10 protein-coding genes are annotated in these 17,318 nt (G+C 69.9%); 7 read left to right on the forward strand and 3 right to left on the reverse strand.

Annotated elements, in window-relative coordinates; genetic code table 11:
* Positions 1-2: 2 nt before the first annotated feature.
* The 7 genes from ABZ345_RS00500 to ABZ345_RS00530 are packed head-to-tail and all read left to right on the forward strand — an operon-like array spanning position 3 to position 13,972.
* Positions 3-5,663: an SDR family NAD(P)-dependent oxidoreductase gene (locus ABZ345_RS00500; RefSeq protein ID WP_359841407.1), complete on the forward strand. Its 5,661-nt coding sequence runs from the start codon at positions 3-5 to the stop codon at positions 5,661-5,663.
* Entirely contained in the window at positions 5,651-9,316 is a 3,666-nt protein-coding gene (locus tag ABZ345_RS00505; RefSeq protein WP_359841409.1) for a beta-ketoacyl synthase N-terminal-like domain-containing protein, read from the forward strand. Before ABZ345_RS00500 ends, ABZ345_RS00505 begins: the two co-directional genes overlap by 13 nt.
* Complete coding sequence (locus ABZ345_RS00510; RefSeq protein ID WP_359841411.1) at positions 9,316-9,576, forward strand: phosphopantetheine-binding protein; 261 nt, start codon at positions 9,316-9,318, stop codon at positions 9,574-9,576. The genes ABZ345_RS00505 and ABZ345_RS00510 overlap by 1 nt, the downstream gene beginning before the upstream one ends.
* Complete coding sequence (locus ABZ345_RS00515) at positions 9,569-10,336, forward strand: alpha/beta hydrolase (protein ID WP_359841413.1); 768 nt, start codon at positions 9,569-9,571, stop codon at positions 10,334-10,336. The genes ABZ345_RS00510 and ABZ345_RS00515 overlap by 8 nt, the downstream gene beginning before the upstream one ends.
* Entirely contained in the window at positions 10,333-11,460 is a 1,128-nt protein-coding gene (locus ABZ345_RS00520; protein ID WP_359841415.1) for a nucleotide disphospho-sugar-binding domain-containing protein, read from the forward strand. The genes ABZ345_RS00515 and ABZ345_RS00520 overlap by 4 nt, the downstream gene beginning before the upstream one ends.
* Positions 11,457-13,202 (forward strand): class I SAM-dependent methyltransferase, encoded by a 1,746-nt coding sequence (locus ABZ345_RS00525; protein ID WP_359841417.1) that lies wholly within the window; start codon positions 11,457-11,459, stop codon positions 13,200-13,202. The genes ABZ345_RS00520 and ABZ345_RS00525 overlap by 4 nt, the downstream gene beginning before the upstream one ends.
* The gene (locus ABZ345_RS00530) at positions 13,199-13,972 is read left to right on the forward strand and encodes a hypothetical protein (protein ID WP_359841419.1); all 774 of its coding nucleotides are present in this window, start codon (positions 13,199-13,201) and stop codon (positions 13,970-13,972) included. Before ABZ345_RS00525 ends, ABZ345_RS00530 begins: the two co-directional genes overlap by 4 nt.
* Here ABZ345_RS00530 and ABZ345_RS00535 read toward each other — a convergent pair.
* The 3 genes from ABZ345_RS00535 to ABZ345_RS00545 form a co-directional block, all read right to left on the reverse strand.
* Positions 13,950-16,181, reverse strand: a complete 2,232-nt coding sequence (locus ABZ345_RS00535; protein ID WP_359841421.1) for a glycoside hydrolase family 3 N-terminal domain-containing protein — start codon at positions 16,179-16,181, stop codon at positions 13,950-13,952. The genes ABZ345_RS00530 and ABZ345_RS00535 overlap by 23 nt on opposite strands.
* 132 nt (positions 16,182-16,313) lie before the next feature.
* Positions 16,314-16,943 carry a hypothetical protein gene (locus ABZ345_RS00540; protein ID WP_359841423.1) on the reverse strand — a complete coding sequence of 210 codons (630 nt, stop codon included), beginning with the start codon at positions 16,941-16,943 and terminating at the stop codon, positions 16,314-16,316.
* A complete protein-coding gene (locus tag ABZ345_RS00545; protein WP_359841424.1) occupies positions 16,940-17,278 on the reverse strand; it encodes a hypothetical protein in 339 nt (112 codons plus the stop codon). Before ABZ345_RS00545 ends, ABZ345_RS00540 begins: the two co-directional genes overlap by 4 nt.
* Positions 17,279-17,318: the final 40 nt, after the last annotated feature.

Here is a 17,318-nt window from a genome sequence, read left to right on the forward strand (position 1 = left end):
CGATGACGCGAGTAAGCGACCAGCCCGCGTTCGCCGCGGCGGTGGCCGAGGGTGGCGCGCTGCCGTTCCTCGCGCTCGCGTTGATGGACGGTTCGGCGGTCCGTGAGCTCCTCGAAGCCACCGCTCGCAAGCTCGGCGAGAAGCCCTGGGGCGTCGGTCTGCTCGGCTTCGCACCGCCGGAACTGCGGGCCAGGCAGCTCGAGGCCGTGCTGGCCGTCCGGCCGCGGTACGCGATCGTCGCCGGGGGCACGCCCGCCCAGGCACGCGAGCTGGAGGACGCCGGGATCGAGGCGTTCCTGCACGTGCCGTCGCCCGCGTTGCTGCGCCGGTTCCTCGACGAGGGTGCGCGCAAGTTCGTCTTCGAGGGCTCGGAGTGCGGCGGCCACACGGGTCCGCGCTCGAGCTTCACGTTGTGGCAGCAGCAGATCGACGTTCTGCGCGGCCGTGAGAAGGACATCGTCGCGCTGTTCGCGGGCGGCATTCACGACGCCCGCTCGGCGGCGATGATCGACGCGATGACCGCGCCGCTCGCGGCACGGGGCGCGGCGATCGGCGTTCTGGTCGGCACGGCGTACCTGTTCACCGAGGAAGCCGTCACGCACGGCGCGATCCAGCCCGTGTTCCAGCAGGTCGCGCTGGAGTGCGAGGACACCGCGCTGCTGGAGACCTCGCCCGGCCACGCGGTGCGCTGCGCACAGACGTCCTATGTGGACACTTTCGAGCAGGCGCGCGCCGAGCTCGCCGGGCTGCCGAAGCAGGAGAGCTGGGAGAAGCTCGAACAGCTCAACCTCGGACGACTCCGGCTCGCCAGCCGCGGACTGGTCCGCGGTGATGACGGGCTGGTCGAGGTCGACGAGGACGAACAGCGCCGCGAAGGCATGTTCATGATCGGCCAGGTCGCCACGCTGCGGCACGAGCGCACCACGATCGCCCGGCTGCACGAGGACATCGTCTCCGGTCTGCTCCCCGAAACCAGCGAGGAACCGGTCGAGTCCGAGCCCCTGGACGTCGCGATCATCGGCATGGCGGCGATCATGCCGGGCGCGAAGGACGTCGCCGAGTTCTGGGCGAACATCCTCAAGGGCACCGACTCCCTCACCGAGATCCCGCCGGACCGCTGGTCGCCCGAGCGCTACGACAGCCCGTTCAAGTGGGGCGGGTTCATCCCGCGCACGGCGTTCGACCCGCTGGCGTACGGGATCCCGCCCGCCTCGCTGACCTCGATCGAACCGGCGCAGCTGCTGGCGCTGGAGGTCTCGGCCCGCGCCTTGAAGGACGCCGGGTACGCGACGCGGGTGTTCGATCGCGAGCGCGCGTCGGTGATCTTCGGCGCCGAGGCCGGTGCCGACCTCGCGAACGCCTACACGGTCCGCACCGCGTTGCCCGCCTTGGGAATCCGCGGCCTCGAAGACCACCTGCCCGCGCTGACCGAGGACTCGTTCCCCGGCGTGCTCGGCAACGTGATCTCCGGTCGCGTCGCGAACCGGCTCGACCTCGGCGGCGCGAACTACACGGTCGACGCGGCCTGCGCGTCCAGCCTCGCCGCGCTCGACGTGGCGTGCAAGGAACTCGTCGGTGGCACCAGCGACATGGTCCTGTGCGGCGCGGTCGACCTGCACAACAGCGCGCACGACTACCAGATGTTCGCCTCGGTGAAAGCCTTGTCCGCCAAGGGACGGTGCGCGACGTTCGACTCGGCGGCCGACGGCATCGCGCTCGGCGAGGGCGTGGCGTGCCTGGTGCTGAAACGCCTGTCCGACGCGGAACGGGACGGCGACCGGGTCTACGCGGTGATCAAGGGCATCGGCGCGTCCAGCGACGGCCGGTCGAGGGGACTCACCGCCCCGCGGCCGGAAGGCCAGCAGAGGGCACTTCAACGGGCTTACGCATCGGCTGGGTTGCCGGTGACCTCGGTGGGGATGGTCGAGGCGCACGGCACCGGAACCGTGGTGGGCGACCGCACCGAACTGGCGTCGCTGACCGAGATGTTCTCCGCCGTCGAGCCCGGCACCTGCACGATCGGCTCGGTGAAGTCGCAGATCGGGCACACCAAGTGCGCGGCAGGGCTCGCGGGCGTGATCAAGGCGGCGCTGGCCGTGCACACCGGACTGCGGCCCGGCACGTTGCACGTCAAGCAGCCCAACGCGTTCTGGAACGCGGAGACCAGCCCGTTCGCGTTCGGCCACCGCACCTGGGCGACTCAGGACCGGGTCGCCGGCGTGAGCGCGTTCGGCTTCGGAGGCACGAACTTCCACACCGTCATCGCCGGATACTCGGGCGCCGACGAGCCGTGGCATGGCCTGACCCTGTGGCCGGCCGAGCTGTTCCTGATCCGCGGCGAGAACCCCGAAGCCGCGCAACGGGAAGCGGCCCGGTTGGGCGCACTGGTCGATGAACGCACACCGTTGCGTTCACTGGCCGCGGCCTGCGGGAGCGGGACGGTCCAGGCGGCGTTCGTGGTCAGCGATCACGACAGCCTGCGCAAGGCGCTCGCGGACGTCGAAGCCTGGCGTGCCGGCTCGGTGAAGCTGCGCGGGGGAGAGCGGCCGAAGATCGCATTCCTGTACCCCGGACAGGGCAGCCAGCGACCGGGCATGCTGCTCGACCTGGTCACGGCCTTCCCGCGGCTGCAGGAGTTCGTGGACGCCCGGTACGAGCGGGTGATGTACCCGCCGGTCGCGCTGACCGCCGAGGACGTCGCCCGGCAGCGTGCCGAGATCACCGACACCCGGATGGCCCAGCCGGCCTTGGGCATCGCCGGTCTGATGGTCACCGCGCTGCTCGAATCCGTCGGGGTGCGGCCGGATCTGGCCGGTGGCCACAGTTATGGCGAACTGGTTGCCCTCGCCGCCGCGGGTGTGTTCGAGCCCGACGACCTGCTCGCCCTGAGCGCCGCGCGTGCCGAGGCGATGCTGGAGGCGGTCGGCGAGGATCCCGGCACGATGGCCGCGGTGTCCGCGCCGCTGGCGTCCGTGGAGGCGTTGCTGCCGCCGGATGTGGTGGTGGCCAACCACAACGCGCCCGACCAGGTCGTGATCTCCGGTCCCACCAAGGCCGTCGAGAACGCCGTCGAGGTGCTTCGCGCCGCCGGGCTGAGCGTGAAGAGCATCCCGGTCGCGGCCGCGTTCCACAGCCCGCTGATGGCGGGCGCCCGTGACCGTTTCGCGGCCAGTCTGTCGGCCATTTGCATTCGTGAGACTGCTTTCCCGGTGTGGTCGAACGTGACCGCTCAGCCCCACGCGGACGTGCGCGACGGCCTGTCCGCGCAGCTCGCGGGCCGGGTGCGGTTCGTGGACCAGATCGAGTCGATGTACGCGGCGGGTGCGCGGATCTTCGTCGAGGCAGGCCCTGGTGGCGTGCTGACGTCGCTGGTGGGCAAGACCCTCGGCGACCGGCCGCACCAGGCGTTGCGCTGCGACGACCACGTGACGTTCTTGCACACGCTGGCCGAGCTCGCGGTCGCCGGCGTCGAGGTGGACGCCGCACCGCTGTTCGAGGACAGGGCCGAACCCGCCGCGGTCGTGCCGCCACGGCCGGGCTGGTACGTGGATGGAGGTCTCGTGCGGGACGCGAACGGCGACGCACTGCCCGGTGGGCTCAGGCCCGCGACCGAGTTGCCGACTCTCAGGGTGGGCTCCGGGCTGGGGCGCGACGAGATCGTCGAGAAGTTCCTGGACGGCATGCGCGACGCGGTCAGCGCCCAGCGCGACGTCCTGCTGAGCTATCTGGGCAACGCCCCCGCCGCACCGGTCCCTGCTCCGGCGCCGATGCCGGTGATCGAACACGAGCGGAAGGCACCGGAACCGCGGTCGGAAGACGTCGCCACGGTGGTGCTCCGGACGATCAGCGACCGCACGGGCTACCCGATCGAGATGCTGCAGCCGGGCCTCGACCTGGAAGCGGATCTCTCGATCGACTCGATCAAACGCACGGAGATCGTCGGCGAGCTCGCCCTCGCACTGGGCGCGTCCGGCGAGATCGACGAGCTGGCGCAGCTGAAGACGATCGAGGGCATCGTCGGCTGGTTCGGTGCCGCGGCACCGGTCAGCGCGCCGTCGAAGGACGTCCGCGCGGTCGTCCTGCAGACGATCAGCGCCCGCACCGGCTATCCGGTGGAGATGCTGCAACCGGGCCTGGACCTGGAAGCGGACCTGTCGATCGACTCGATCAAACGCACCGAGATCGTGGGCGAGCTCGCCCTGGAACTGGGTGCGGCGGGTTCGGTGGACGAGCTGGCGCAGCTGAAGACCATCGACGGGATCGTGGCCTGGTTCGGGGAAACCCCGGCCGCTCTCAGCCCCGTCTCCACCCCGGCTCTCGCCCCGGCGCCGGGGTCTGGGCGGCTCGTCCGGCTCGTTCCCCAGGTCGTCCCGTGCGAGCCCGCGCAGCCCGCGGACCTCACCGGCAAGACCGTGCTGATCATCGACGACAACGGGATCGGCCTGGAGCTCGCGGACCTCCTCGAACGCCACACCGCTCGCCCGCGCATCGAACCGGTCTTCCCGGACGACCTGAGTGGCATCGACGTCGTCGTGCGGCTCGGCGCCCGGCTCCCGGAGGCGTTCAGCGAGGTCAAATCCTGCGTGACCAACGGTGTCGCGCTGGTCGTGGTGACCACCGGCGGCGGCACCTTCGGCTTCGACCACACCCCGGACGAGCTGCCCGCGGACATCGGCCTGCACGGCCTGATCCGCGCGGCCGCGCTCGAGTACCCGGACCTCGTGGTGCGCGCGGTCGACGTCAACACCAAGGAAAGCCACCGCGACATCGCCACGGCGTTGCTCGCGGAGATCGGCCCCGGCCCGGCGGTCGTCGGCTACCACGCGGGTAAGCGCCAGGTCATCGAAGCAGTTCCGACCGATCTTGCAGCAGCAACCCTGAGCCTGGACGCCGACAGCGTTGTGCTGCTGACCGGTGGCGCGCGAGGCATCACCGCGCTCGCCGCGACGGCGCTCGCCGAACGCACCGGCTGCCACATCGAACTGATCGGCCGCACCCCGATCGCCCCGGAAGACCATCGGCTCTCGAGTGCCACGACCGAGCCCGAGCTGGTGAAGGCGCTGTTCGAGCTGGGCGAGAAGGAGAACGTCCCGGCCAAGGCCCGCAAGGTGCTGGCCGAGCGCGAAGTCCGCCAGACCATGGATCGGTTGCGTGCCAAGGCGTCGAGCGTGCGCTACCACGAGTGCGACGTCACGGATGCCGACGCGGTCGGCAAGGTGATCGACGACATCAAGGCGAGGTTCGGCCGGATCGACGGCGTCATCCACGGCGCGGGAGTGCTGGACGACAAGCTGATCGAGGCCAAGACCCAGGAGTCGTTCGAGCGCGTCTGGGCGACGAAGGTCAACGGTGCCAAAGTGTTCACCGATGGTTTCCTGGTCTTGTTCGGCAGCGTCAGCGGCGTGTTCGGCAACCGCGGCCAGGCCGACTACTCGGCGGCGAACGACGCCCTGGACCGCATGGCCAGGTTCTGGGGCACACAACGCCGCGTCGTCGCCGTCGACTGGGGTCCCTGGGCCGGTGCGGGCATGGCCGTCGGGCTCACCGACGAGTACGCGCGCCGCGGCATCCCGCTGATCGAGCCGCGGCAAGGTGTCGACGCGCTGCTCAACGAGATCGCCGGCGGCAAGGACGTGCAGGTGGTCTACCGATGGGAGGCATAGCGATCGTCGGGATCGGCGCCGTCTTCCCCGGTGCCCCCGATGCCGCGACGTTCTGGCGCAACATCGTCAGCGGTGTCGACGCGATCGGGCAGATCCCGTCCGGGCGCTGGGACCCGGCCACCTACTACGACCAGGGCAGCACCACCGGCGACAGGTTCTACTGCCGCAAGGGCGGTTTCGTCGACGACCTGGCCGAGTTCGACCCGACCAGGTTCGGCATCATGCCGTCCACAGTGGACGGCGCGGAGCCCGACCAGCTGCTCGCCCTCGCCACCGCGGCGGAAGCCATCGCGGACGCGGGTGGCGAAACAAGTCTGCCGTCCCGTGACCGCATCGGCGTGATCGTGGGACGGGGCGGTTACCTCACGCCCGGATGCGCGCGGCTCGACCAGCGGGTCCGGCTCGCGGACGAGGTGATCTCCGTCGTCCGCGACCTGTTCCCGAACCTGGCCGGAGCCGAGCTCACCACGGTTCGCCAGGCCATCCGCGACCGGCTGGGCCCGGAACAGCCGGAGTCGTCGATCGGGCTGGTGCCGAACCTCGCGGCGTCCAGGATCGCCAACCGGTTCGACCTCAAGGGCACTGCGTACACGGTCGACGCGGCCTGCGCGTCCGGGCTGGTCGCGGTCGAGCACGCCGTCCGCGAGCTTCAGGAGGGCCGCGCGGACGCCATGCTCGCCGGGGCGGTGCACGTCTGCCACCACCCGACGTTGTGGAGCGTGTTCACGCAGCTCAGGGCGTTGAGTCCGAGTGAACGCATCCGGCCGTTCGACGCCAACGCGGACGGCACACTGCTGTCCGAGGGCGTCGGCATGGTCGTGCTGAAGCGCCTCGAAGACGTCGGCGACGAGCGCGTCTACGCGGTGATCCGAGGCATCGGCACGGCCAGCGACGGCCGGGCGACCAGCATGATGACGCCCAACCCCGAGGGCCAGCTCCTCGCGGTGCACCGGGCTTGGGACAGCGCCGGACTCGACCCGAAACACGACGGGCTCGGGCTGATCGAGGCCCACGGCACCGCCACCCCTGCCGGCGATGCCGCGGAACTCTCCACGATGATCAACGCGTTCGGTGTCGAGGGCGAGGAGATCGGCATCGGCACGGTCAAGTCGATGATCGGCCACGCGATGCCGGCCGCCGGAATGGCCGGGCTGATCAAGGCCGCACTCGCGTTGCACCACAACACCTTGCCGCCCACGCTCCACGTCGAGCAGCCGCACTCAGCGCTCGAAGGAACGCGCTTCAGCCCGGTCAAGGAAGCGCGCGAGTGGAGCGGGCCGCACCGCGCGGTAGTGAACGCGTTCGGGTTCGGCGGCATCAACGCACACGCCGTGCTCGACGGCCACACGGTCGCCAAGCCGCGCAAACCGGTCATGACCTTCGCCGCCGACACGGTCGAAGAGCTTGCCAAGGCGCTGAAAGAACGGCGGACCTCCAGCGCTGACCGGGCGTTCCGGCTCGCCATCGGCAACCCGGACGACCGCAAGCTGAAGCTGGCCGAACGCGTGGTCGCGCAGGGCAAGGCGTGGCCGGGCAGGCACGACATCTGGTTCGCCCACGAGCCGCTGCTGACCAGCACGGATCAGGTCGCGTTCTTGTTCCCGGGCTTCGAGCGGGAGTTCAGCGGTGAGGTCGTCGACCACGCCGTGCGGCTGCTGCAGGACGGACGGCGCGAAGCCCGCGAACTGATGGCGCTCGGCATCACGCCCGGCGCGCTCGCCGGGCACAGCATGGGCGAGTGGACCGCGATGGTCGTCGGCGGCATCTACCCGACGATCGACGAGTTCGTCTCAGCGTTGGGTCCCGGCGCGGTCGCGGTGGTCGACATCGCTTACGCCGCACTGGGTTGCGACGCCGCAACCGCCGAGAAGCACCTCGTCGACGGCGTGACGGTCAGCCACGACAACTGCCCGCACCAGTCGGTGATCTGCGGCCCGATCGACCGCCTCGAACAGGTGCTCGCCGGCCTCAAGGCGGCCGGTGTCATGACCCAGCTCATGCCGTTCCGCACCGGCTTCCACACTCCGGCCCTGGCCCCGTATCTGGGCCGTGCCAGGAAGATGCTCGACCAGCTCCCGGTCCGCGCCTCGGACATCCCGGTCTGGTCTGCGAACTCCCTCGAACCCATGCGCGCCGACGAGGTCCGCGACCTGGTGCTGCGTCACCTGGTCGAGCCGGTGAAGTTCCGGCCGCTGCTGGAACGCCTGCACGGAGCAGGATTCCGCGCGTTCGTCCAAATCGGACAGGGCAGCCTGCCGGGGTTCGTCTCGGACACGCTGTCCGACCGGCCGCACCTCGCCGTGAACGCCGACATCGCCCCGGAAGCGCTGTGGGCGTTCGGACTCAAGCGCGGCACCGCCCACAAGGTCAAGCTGCGGCTCGGCACCCCCAGGATCAGGCTCGACGCGATCGGGACCGAACCCGTGATGGTGGCCGACGACAGCCCGATGTCGGCCGCGGTCAACAGGCTCCTGGCCCACACCAACGCCGTGGCGCGCGAGGTCGTCGGCGCGCTGAGGCCCAACGAGGCCGGTTTCACCCGCGAGTTCTCGCTCAGGACCCTGCCGGAGCTGGTCGACCACTCGGTGTTCCCGCAGGCACCGGGCTGGCCGGATCTCGCGGACGGGTTCCCGATCGTGCCCGCGACCGGCCTGCTGGAGGTGTTCGCGGACGCCGCCCGGCGGCTCACCGGCGGCACCGTGCACGGGTTCACCGAGGTCAAGGCCAAGCGCTGGCTGACGGCGTTGCCGGCCACCACCGTGAAGATCACCGCTCGCGCCGAGGGGCCCGGCCGCGTCGTGGTCAGGGTCGGCGACTACGCCGAGGGCGTCGTGCTGATGGCCCCGGTCAAGGCTCAGCGGGTCGGCAAGGAGCTCGAAGGCGTCCGCGAGGCACCGGTCAGTGCCGAGGAGCTGTACCGGGACAACTGGATGTTCCACGGACCGGCGTTCGCGGGCGTCACGAAGATCGACTGCCTGGCGGACAACGGGATCGCCGGTGTGCTGACGCCGTTGCCCGCGCCAGGAGCGTTGCTGGACAGCGCCGGGCAGCTGATCGGCCATTGGATGCAGGTCAGCCTCACCGTCGACCAGACCGTGCTGCCGACCGGGATCGAACAGGTCTCGTTCCACGGCCCGGTGCCGACCGGAGACGTCCACTGCACCGCGTGGATCCGCTCGGTGACCGCCCAGGAGATGGTCGCCGACGCCGAACTGACCGTGAACGGTGAGCTGTGGTGCCGGATCACCGGCTGGACCACCCGCCGGTTCACCACGGACGACCGGATCTGGCAGGTCAAACTGCGACCCGGCACCGAGATGCTGTCCACACAGGAAAACGAGTGGCTGAAGGTCAGCGAGAACTGGTCGGACAGCGCGACCCGTGACCTGATCATGCGCCGCTACCTGAACTCCGCCGAAAGACTGCACTACGGCGGGCTGGACGTACCGGCCCAGCGCAACTGGCTGCTGCGCGTGATCGCGGTGAAGGACGCCGTGCGCGCGTGGCTGTGGGACCGCGGAGCCGGGCCGGTCTACCCCGCGGAACTGACCGTGGACCCCGGCATGCGGGTGCGCGGAGCCTTTGCCGTACCCCAGATCGAAGTCGTTTCAGAACAAGGCGTCGCCGCCGCCCATGTGCGAACGGAGAAGTGATGGACGACGTGCTGGATCAGGTCGCCAAGATGATCGCCGAGGTGGTCGGGCCTGACTTCCTGCTGGGCGTGGAGATCACCCGCGACACCACGTTCAGCGACGACCTGGGACTCGAGTCGATCGAGTTCGTCGCGTTGGCGGACAAGCTCAACGCGCACTACGGCGTCGACCTGGTGGCTTTCCTGGCGGACATGGACATCGACGAGATCATGGCGATGTCCGTGGGCCGGCTCGTCGACCACATCACGGCGCGTGTCTGACGTTCAAGCCCGAGGGCTGCGATTTCACGTGCAGCGGCTCGGGCCAACAGATGCGCCGACCGTGGTCTTCGTGCACGGCCTGGTGATGGACAACCTGTCCAGCTTCTACTACACGCTCGCCGCGCCGCTGGCCAAGGCCGGGTTCGGCACCGTGCTGTTCGATCTGCGCGGCCACGGGCTGTCCGAGCGGCCGCCTTCCGGTTACACGCCGGAGGAAAGTGCGCTCGACCTGGTCGCCGTGCTGGACGAGATCGGCGTGACCGAGCCGGTTTACCTGGTGGGCAACAGCTACGGCGGAGTGGTCGCGATGCACGCGGCCGTCCAGGCTCCCGAACGGGTCGGCGGCGTCGTACTGGTTGAGTCGGCGTGCGGGGGAGTGGTCGGCGACGCGTGGTTCGAGGACATCACGAACACGCTGACGGTCGCCGCCCTGGGCCTGGAGTTCGACCGCACGCAGGACCAGCTGATGGCACTGGGCCAGCGCAAGATCGCGCGGCTCGCCGTGAACGCCAACGCGTTGCTCAACGGCACCACGCTGATCGACGACCTCGGCTCGGGTTCGAAGCTCGACCTGACGCAGGTGCGGTGCCCGGTGCTCGGCGTGTTCGGCGCCGAGTCCGAGCTGATCGGCGCGGCGGCGGAACTGCGGGAGCGGATCCCGTCGTGCCGGCTGCACATCGTGTCCGGGCTGGGCCACACGGTGTTGCGGGAGGCCACGGCTGAGCTGCTCGACGTGCTGATGGACTGGTTGCCGTCATGAGCCGGTTCCTGTTCGTGGTGCCGCCGCTGACCGGCCACGTCAACCCGACCGCCTCGGTGGGCGGCGAGCTGCTGGCGCGCGGGCACGACGTGGCGTGGGTCGGGCATCCCGGAACGTTGGCGCCGTTGTTGCCGGACAACGCTCTCGTCTTCCCCGCGATCGACGACCTGCTGGAAGCCGACATCCGCGCGAAACGCGAGCGCTGGCTGGCGTTACGCGGGATGGCGGTGCTCAAGTTCTTCTGGGAGGAGTTCCTGATCCCGCTCGGGCACTCGATGGTTCCCGGTGTCCATGACGCGGTCTCGGCGTTCGAACCGGACATGATCATCGCTGACCAGCAGGCACTCGCCGGGCCGTTGGTCGCCCAGCACGCGTACCTGCCGTGGGCGACCTCGGCCAGCACGTCGGCCGAGCTGGTCAATCCTTTGAGGACGATGCCGAAGGTCGACGCCTGGGTGCGGGACCTGCTGCACGACTTCGCGGGCGGCGACATCAGGTTCTCCGACAGGCTGGTGCTGGTCTACAGCTCGAAGGCTTTGGTGGCAGGGGAGTTCGGCGAGCACGTTGCGTTCGTGGGGCCCGCGCTAGCTCATCGCGTGGAACGCGTGGACTTCCCGTGGGAACGAATGGCCGAGAAGCGGAAAGTCCTCGTTTCCCTCGGCACGCTCAACGGTCCCGCCGGCGAGCGTTTCCTCAACCAGGCACTGGACGCGGTCGCGGACCTCGACCTCCAGGTGATCATGGTCGCCGAACCGCGCCCCGCCCCGCCGAACGTCCTGATGCTCCCGTCGGTGCCACAGCTCGCGCTGATGCCGCACCTGGACGCGGTCGTCACGCACGGCGGCCACAACACGGTGTGCGAAGCGTTGGCGCACGGGTTACCGCTGGTCGTGGCACCGATCCGGGACGACCAGCCGACCGTCGCCGCCCAGGTCGTGGCCGCGGGCGCGGGCGTGCGGCTGACCTACTCGCGGGCTCGATTCGCAGATATTCGCAGTGCACTGGAATCCGTGCTGGACGAGCCGGAGTACGCGGCCGCCGCGCAGCAGGTGCGGGAGTCGTTCTTGGCGGCAGGCGGCGCGGCAGCCGCAGCCGACCGACTGGAAAAGGTGGTGGCAGGGTGATCCTCAGCGTGCTGGTGGTGCTGGTCGTCCTCTTGGACGTGCTGCGCCTGCGGTCCCGCGCATCCAAGCTGCGAGTGCTCGCCACGGGCGCGGGTGAGCACTCGCTTCTCACCGCCACCGGTGTCCATCCCGAGGGCTCGTGGGAAACCGACGCCGATCTCGTCGACCTGGTGCCGCGCGATCTTCCGACCGTTGCGGCGCTGGACCTGCTCGGGGCGTTCGACCCGGCCAAGTACCGCGACGACAAGTGGGCGCGCGGAATCAGCGCGTCGCAGGCAGTCCTGGTGCGCGAGCAGTTCGTCGAGGAGATCAACCCCGACGACCCGACCGAGTTCGTCGCGTACGTGCGCCGGGTGAAGGACAACGTGCGCGCGCAGGTCGACATCGCGGTCGCGCCAGGGCTGAAGGCCGGTCCGTACGACCTCGGCTACCGGGCGGCGACGCTCAAGCAGTTCGGGAAGCGGCCGTCGCTGTGGATCGCGGGTTCGGTCATCGGCTACGCGGCCGTGGTCGCGGCGCTGATCGTGAACTGGCAGTGGGGACTCGTCGCGCTCGCCGCGTACTGGGCACAGCCGCTGCTGGTGTTCGCCGGAACCCCGCTCAAGCCGCGTGACCTGTGGGTGCCGCGGTTCCTGCGCACGCCCTACCTGTGGCTGAAGACGTCCGGTGGCAAGAAGTCCACGGCCGACAAGCGCCAGGCCGAGCACCTCAAGCAGGCCGCGCCCTGGTACGAGGCGAACCGCGACAGGAACTTCCACGAGGCGCGGCGCGACAACTGCCCTGCCTGTGGCAGCACCGATCTGCGCCTCTGGGTGACCGCGACGGACCTGGTGCAGCGCAAGCCCGGGAAGTTCACGATGGACCGCTGCGTCCGATGTGGACACGCCTGGCAGAACCCGCGGCTGTCCGAGGAAGGCCTTGGTTTCTACTACCGCGACTTCTACGACGGACTTGGTGAGACGTCGGCCGAGGCGGTGTTCTCGGGTAAGAACGACCCGTACTACGGCCGGGCGCGGTTGGTGGAGCCTTTCACGAAGCCGGAGCGGTGGCTGGACGTCGGGTCCGGGCACGCGCACTTCTGCCTGGCCGCCAAAGAGGTTCTGCCGCAGACGTCGTTCGACGGGCTCGACCAGGGCGCGGCGATCGAGGACGCGGCCAGGCTCGGCCGGATCGACAACGCGTACCGGGGCAGCTTCAAGGAGTTCGCGGGCGAGCTCAAGGGCCGTTACGACGTGATCAGCATGCACCACTACCTGGAGCACGTGCGCGATCCGTGGGAGGAGCTCGACATCGTCGCGGACGTGCTGCCCGACGGCGGTTACCTGCTGATCGAGCTGCCGGACCCGGAATGGCGGCTCGGCAGGCTTTTCGGCCAGTACTGGATGCCGTGGTTCCAGCCGCAGCACCAGCACATGATGCCGATCGGCAACCTGGAACACGCGCTCGCCGACCGCGGACTGACCACAGTGGCCACCGAACGTGCGAAAGCCCATCTGTGCAACGACTTCACTTTGGCGCTGTTGCTGTTCCTGGGCAACATCGCACCCCGCACGCCCGCACCGTGGCGTCCGGAACGGGTGCGGTTGCGCCGGACCCGCAGCTTCCTGGTGTGGTCGCTGGGCATTCCGGCGTTCTTCGTCGCGATGGCGCTGGACCAGACGGTGAACCGGTTCCTCGCGGCCCGTACCGGCAACGGCAACGCCTACCGGCTGCTGGCCCAGAAATCGGCGCAGAAAGCATGATGGACATCGCGGATCGGCCTGAGATCGCGCCGGAGCTCAGGCTGGTGCCGCACGCGTTCCGGCAGACGTTCGGCAGGCCCGCGTCGGGTGTCTGGTACGCGCCGGGCGTGCTCAATCTCCTGGGCGGCGCGGTGAAGGTGCACGCCAAGTGGGGCGCCATCGTGGCAGGAGATCGGCGTGACGACGGCAAGCTCGAACTGGTGTCGGTGAACCGGCCGACCGAACGCGCGTTGCTGCCGTCCGACGACGTTCCGGCGTGGGCGGCGGGGCTGGAGGCAACGGGTGGCGCCGCGCTGATGTGCAGCGTCGACCTGCCGCAGGGCAGTGGCCTGTCGGCCGCGGAGGCTCTGAAAACTGCGGTGAAGCTGGCGTTGCGAGACCTCGCGGGCGAGCAGCTCGACGAGCCGCCAGTGGAACCTCTCGACCTGCCAGGCCAGCGGTTGCTCGTCGTCGACACACGAATTCGCCGACCGGAACCGCAGGTGGAGCGGCCGTACGTCCCGCACACCGACGACCTCGGCGCGGCGTTGACGGCGTACCACCACGTCCAGAACCCGGATCCCGAGCAGAACGCGGTGGTCTACGCCGCGCTGGCCGCCGGGGCACGGGGTGCCAGCATGTTGATCGACCTACCGGGCAGGCCCGCTGTCGCACTGGTCGACGCGGACCTCGTCCCGGCGGTGAAGAAGGCGATCACGAAGGCGGTCGACGTGCCTCCCCGCTACCTCACGATCGTCCCCGGCCCTTTCAGAACTGCGGCTTTACGGTGAACTCGGCCCGGCGAAGATCCTTCGAGCTCGGACCCACCAGGAGCACGAACTCGCCGGGCTCGACCACTCGTGAGCCGTGCTGGTCGACGATCGTGCAGGCGGACACGGGCAGTTCCAGCGCGACCTTCGCGGTCTCGCCGGGCTCCAGGTCGACCTGCCTGAACGTCTTGAGCTCCTTGTCCGCCCAGCTCACCGACGTGACGGCGTCGCTCACGTAGACCTGCACGGTCTCGCGGGCGGGCCGGGTGCCGGTGTTGGTCAGCGTGATCGACGCCCGCACGGTCTCGTCGGGACGCAGCACAGCCGTCTCCACGTGCAGGTCGCCGTACTCGACGGTCGTGTACGACAGGCCCTCGCCGAACGCGAACGCCGGCTCCTGGGTGAGGTCGGCGTAGCGCGAGCCGTGCTGGCCGCGGATCTGGTTGTAGTACGTCGGCTGCTGGCCGGCGTGCGCGGCGAACGAGATCGGCAGGCGTCCGCTGGGCTCGATCAGGCCGTGCACCAGCTCGGCGATCGCGCGGCCGCCCTGCATGCCGGGATTCGCGGCCCACACCAGCGCGGCGGCGTTGCGGGCGGACTCCGGCAACACCAGCGGCTTGGACGCGAGCAGCACGACGATCATCGGCTTGCCGGTCTCGGCGAGCGCGTCCAGCAGGGCGATCTGGCCGCCGATCAGGTCGAGCGTGGCCGTGGAGCGGCCCTCGCCGACCAGTTCGATGCGGTCACCGACGACGGCCACCACGTAGTCGGCGTCCTGCGCGGCCGCCACGGCCTCGGCGATCAGCTCGGCGTCGGGCTTGCACGGCTGCACGATGCGCGGACGCGGCTGGCCGTCGGGGAACGTGTCACCCTCGGGGTCCGGTTCGAGCGTCAGGATGTCGGCGCCGCGGGCGTACGTGACGTCGGGCGAGAGCTCGCGCAGCCCGTCCAGGACCGTCGTGATCATGTCGCGCGGCTGGCCTTCGGGCAGCCAGTCGGCCTGGCCGGACGAGCCCGCCCAGTCGCCGAGCTGGGTCTGCGGGTCGTCCGCGAGGGGGCCGACGACCGCGATCTTGCCCTGGGCCAGCGGCAGCACGCCGTCGTTGCGCAGCAGCACGAGTGACCGGCGCGCGACCTGCAGGTTCAACGCCACGTGGTCGTCGTGGTTGATCATGCTGCGCTGGCGCGCGGTGTCGGGCCGGCGCGGGTTCTCGAACAGGCCGAGGTCGAACTTGAGCGTCAGGATCCGGGTGACCGCCTGGTCGAGGTCCTTCTCGTCGAGCAACCCCTCCTCGACGGCCTGCAGTGCGCCCTCGAAGAACTGCGGGGTCGTCATGATCATGTCGTTGCCGGCCCTGACCGCTGCCGCGGCGGCGTGGGCGTAGTCGGGCTGCAGCTTCTGCTCCCAGACCATGCGGCCGACGTTGTCCCAGTCTGTGATCAACGTGCCCTGGTAGCCCCACTCGCCGCGCAGGACCTCGTCGAGCAGCCACGAGTTGACCGTGATCGGCACACCGTCGGTCGTCTGGTAGCCGAGCATGAACGTCGCGCAGCCCGCTTTCGCCACCCGTTCGAACGGCGGCAGGAACCAGCTCCTGAGCTTGCGCCGCGACAGGTCGGCCTCGCTCGCGTCCCGGCCGCCCTGGGTCTCCGAGTAGCCGGCGAAGTGCTTGGCGGTGGCGAGAATGGCGGTGTCGTCGGTGAGCCCGTCGCCCTGGTAGCCGCGCACCATGGCCGCCGCGAGCTCGCCGATCAGCACCGGGTCCTCGCCGAACGTCTCGTCGACCCGGCCCCAGCGCAGGTCGCGCGCGATGCACAACACCGGCGAGAACGTCCAGTGCACGCCGGTCGCCGACGCCTCCACTGCGGTGACCCGCGCGACCTGCTCGACCAGCTCCGGGTCCCACGTCGCGGCCATGCCCAGCTGCGTCGGGAAGATCGTGGCGCCTTCGTGGAACGAGTGGCCGTGGATGCAGTCCTCGGCGATGAGCAGCGGGACTTCCAGCCGGGTCTGCTTGGTCAGGTCGTGCGCGCGCAGCACCCGTTCCGGCGAGGTGTGCAGGATCGAGCCGACGTGCTTGCTCAGCACGTGGTCGTCCAGGTCCTCCCTCGAGTCCAGCTGCATCATCTGCCCGACCTTCTCCGGCAGCGTCATGCGGGCCAGGAGGTCGGCCACCCGCTCCGCGGTGGGCAGCGTGGCGTCGAGGTAGGGCACGTCGTCGCGATCCATGTGGTCTCCGAGAGGGCTCGTGCGGCGGCAGCGTTCGTGGGAGCGCTCTCACACTTAGTACCTGAAACCGGTTCCACGCGAAACCGGTTTCAGGATTTCCGGTACAAACGAATCGGTTGAGATGGCGCCCAACTAGGCCGAACGCGACAAACCGGCTGCCCTTCCGGACAGTGTGTGCTGCGAGCGTGACGCCTTGTCAGTGCCGAAATTTCGGCGTGTGGCAACGGCGACCGCCGCGAAGCCCACCGCGTTGAGGCCCCACGCCGCGAAGTCGAGCTCGTGACTGACGACGATGATGGCGGCGACGAAGTGCAACGGCTGGGAGATCGCGGTGGCTGCCGCGGCCCATCGGGGAAGTCCTGACCGCCACATCGCGACGCCCAGCAGAACCGTGCCGATGACGTGTCCCGCAACGAAGATCCCGGTGGCCGTGTCGAGGGCGGGGTGGCTGATGGTGTACCCGTTGAGCGCGGCGGCGTCCTCGGCCACGAGCAGACCGAGTGACAGGTAAGCGGGGACCAGCAGGACGGCGGCCGCGATGGACGTTTTCGGGGCGTGCTCGCGGGTCGTTCGCGCGATCCAGATCACCGCCGGGGCCAGGGTCAGCATGCCGGCGAAACCGAGCCAGATCACCCAGTTCTGCGCGTCCGGGTGTGCGGCGACCTTCTGCAGCACGGTGGCCGGGTCGTCGGTCGTGTCGTAGGGGAGGATCAGGCGGAGGATCGCGATCGCGATGGGCCCGATCGGCAGCAGCCACCTCATGACGCCACCGCCGTGCGGCCCTTGAGCACGAGGCCCGCGCCCACCGCGGTCAGCGCGATGGTGGCGGCGGCTGCGACGATCGCCGGTGCGGGGCCGCCGGGTTCGAAGAACGCGGGCACGGCGGCCGCGGCCGACAGGGCTCGCAGGACGACCAGCGGGACGATCGCTTTTCGGGCGCCTCGCCAGGCCGAGATCACGAGCACGAGGCTCGCGAGACCCAGCGCGGCGGCGACCAGGGCGACGGCCATCGGCGGGGCTTCGCCGTCGGTGAGCAGGGGGAGCAGCAGGTCTGCCACGGAGAGCAGGCCGAGGACGAGCAGTCCGGCGCGGAACATCGGGCACCTCCAGGTTCGGTTGGAAGCAACTGTCGGGCCG

The organism is Lentzea sp. NPDC005914, from assembly GCF_040629405.1.
Lineage (GTDB): Bacteria > Actinomycetota > Actinomycetes > Mycobacteriales > Pseudonocardiaceae > Lentzea.

Excerpts from the sequence above, each read along its gene's own strand:
- ABZ345_RS00500 (WP_359841407.1), top strand. The coding sequence starts at position 3 with ATGACGCGAGTAAGCGACCAGCCCGCGTTCGCCGCGGCGGTGGCCGAG.
- ABZ345_RS00510 (WP_359841411.1), top strand. The coding sequence starts at position 9,316 with ATGGACGACGTGCTGGATCAGGTCGCCAAGATGATCGCCGAGGTGGTC.
- ABZ345_RS00505 (WP_359841409.1), top strand. The coding sequence starts at position 5,651 with ATGGGAGGCATAGCGATCGTCGGGATCGGCGCCGTCTTCCCCGGTGCC.
- ABZ345_RS00530 (WP_359841419.1), top strand. The coding sequence starts at position 13,199 with ATGATGGACATCGCGGATCGGCCTGAGATCGCGCCGGAGCTCAGGCTG.
- ABZ345_RS00535 (WP_359841421.1), bottom strand. The coding sequence starts at position 16,181 with ATGGATCGCGACGACGTGCCCTACCTCGACGCCACGCTGCCCACCGCG.
- ABZ345_RS00540 (WP_359841423.1), bottom strand. The coding sequence starts at position 16,943 with ATGAGGTGGCTGCTGCCGATCGGGCCCATCGCGATCGCGATCCTCCGC.
- ABZ345_RS00520 (WP_359841415.1), top strand. The coding sequence starts at position 10,333 with ATGAGCCGGTTCCTGTTCGTGGTGCCGCCGCTGACCGGCCACGTCAAC.
- ABZ345_RS00545 (WP_359841424.1), bottom strand. The coding sequence starts at position 17,278 with ATGTTCCGCGCCGGACTGCTCGTCCTCGGCCTGCTCTCCGTGGCAGAC.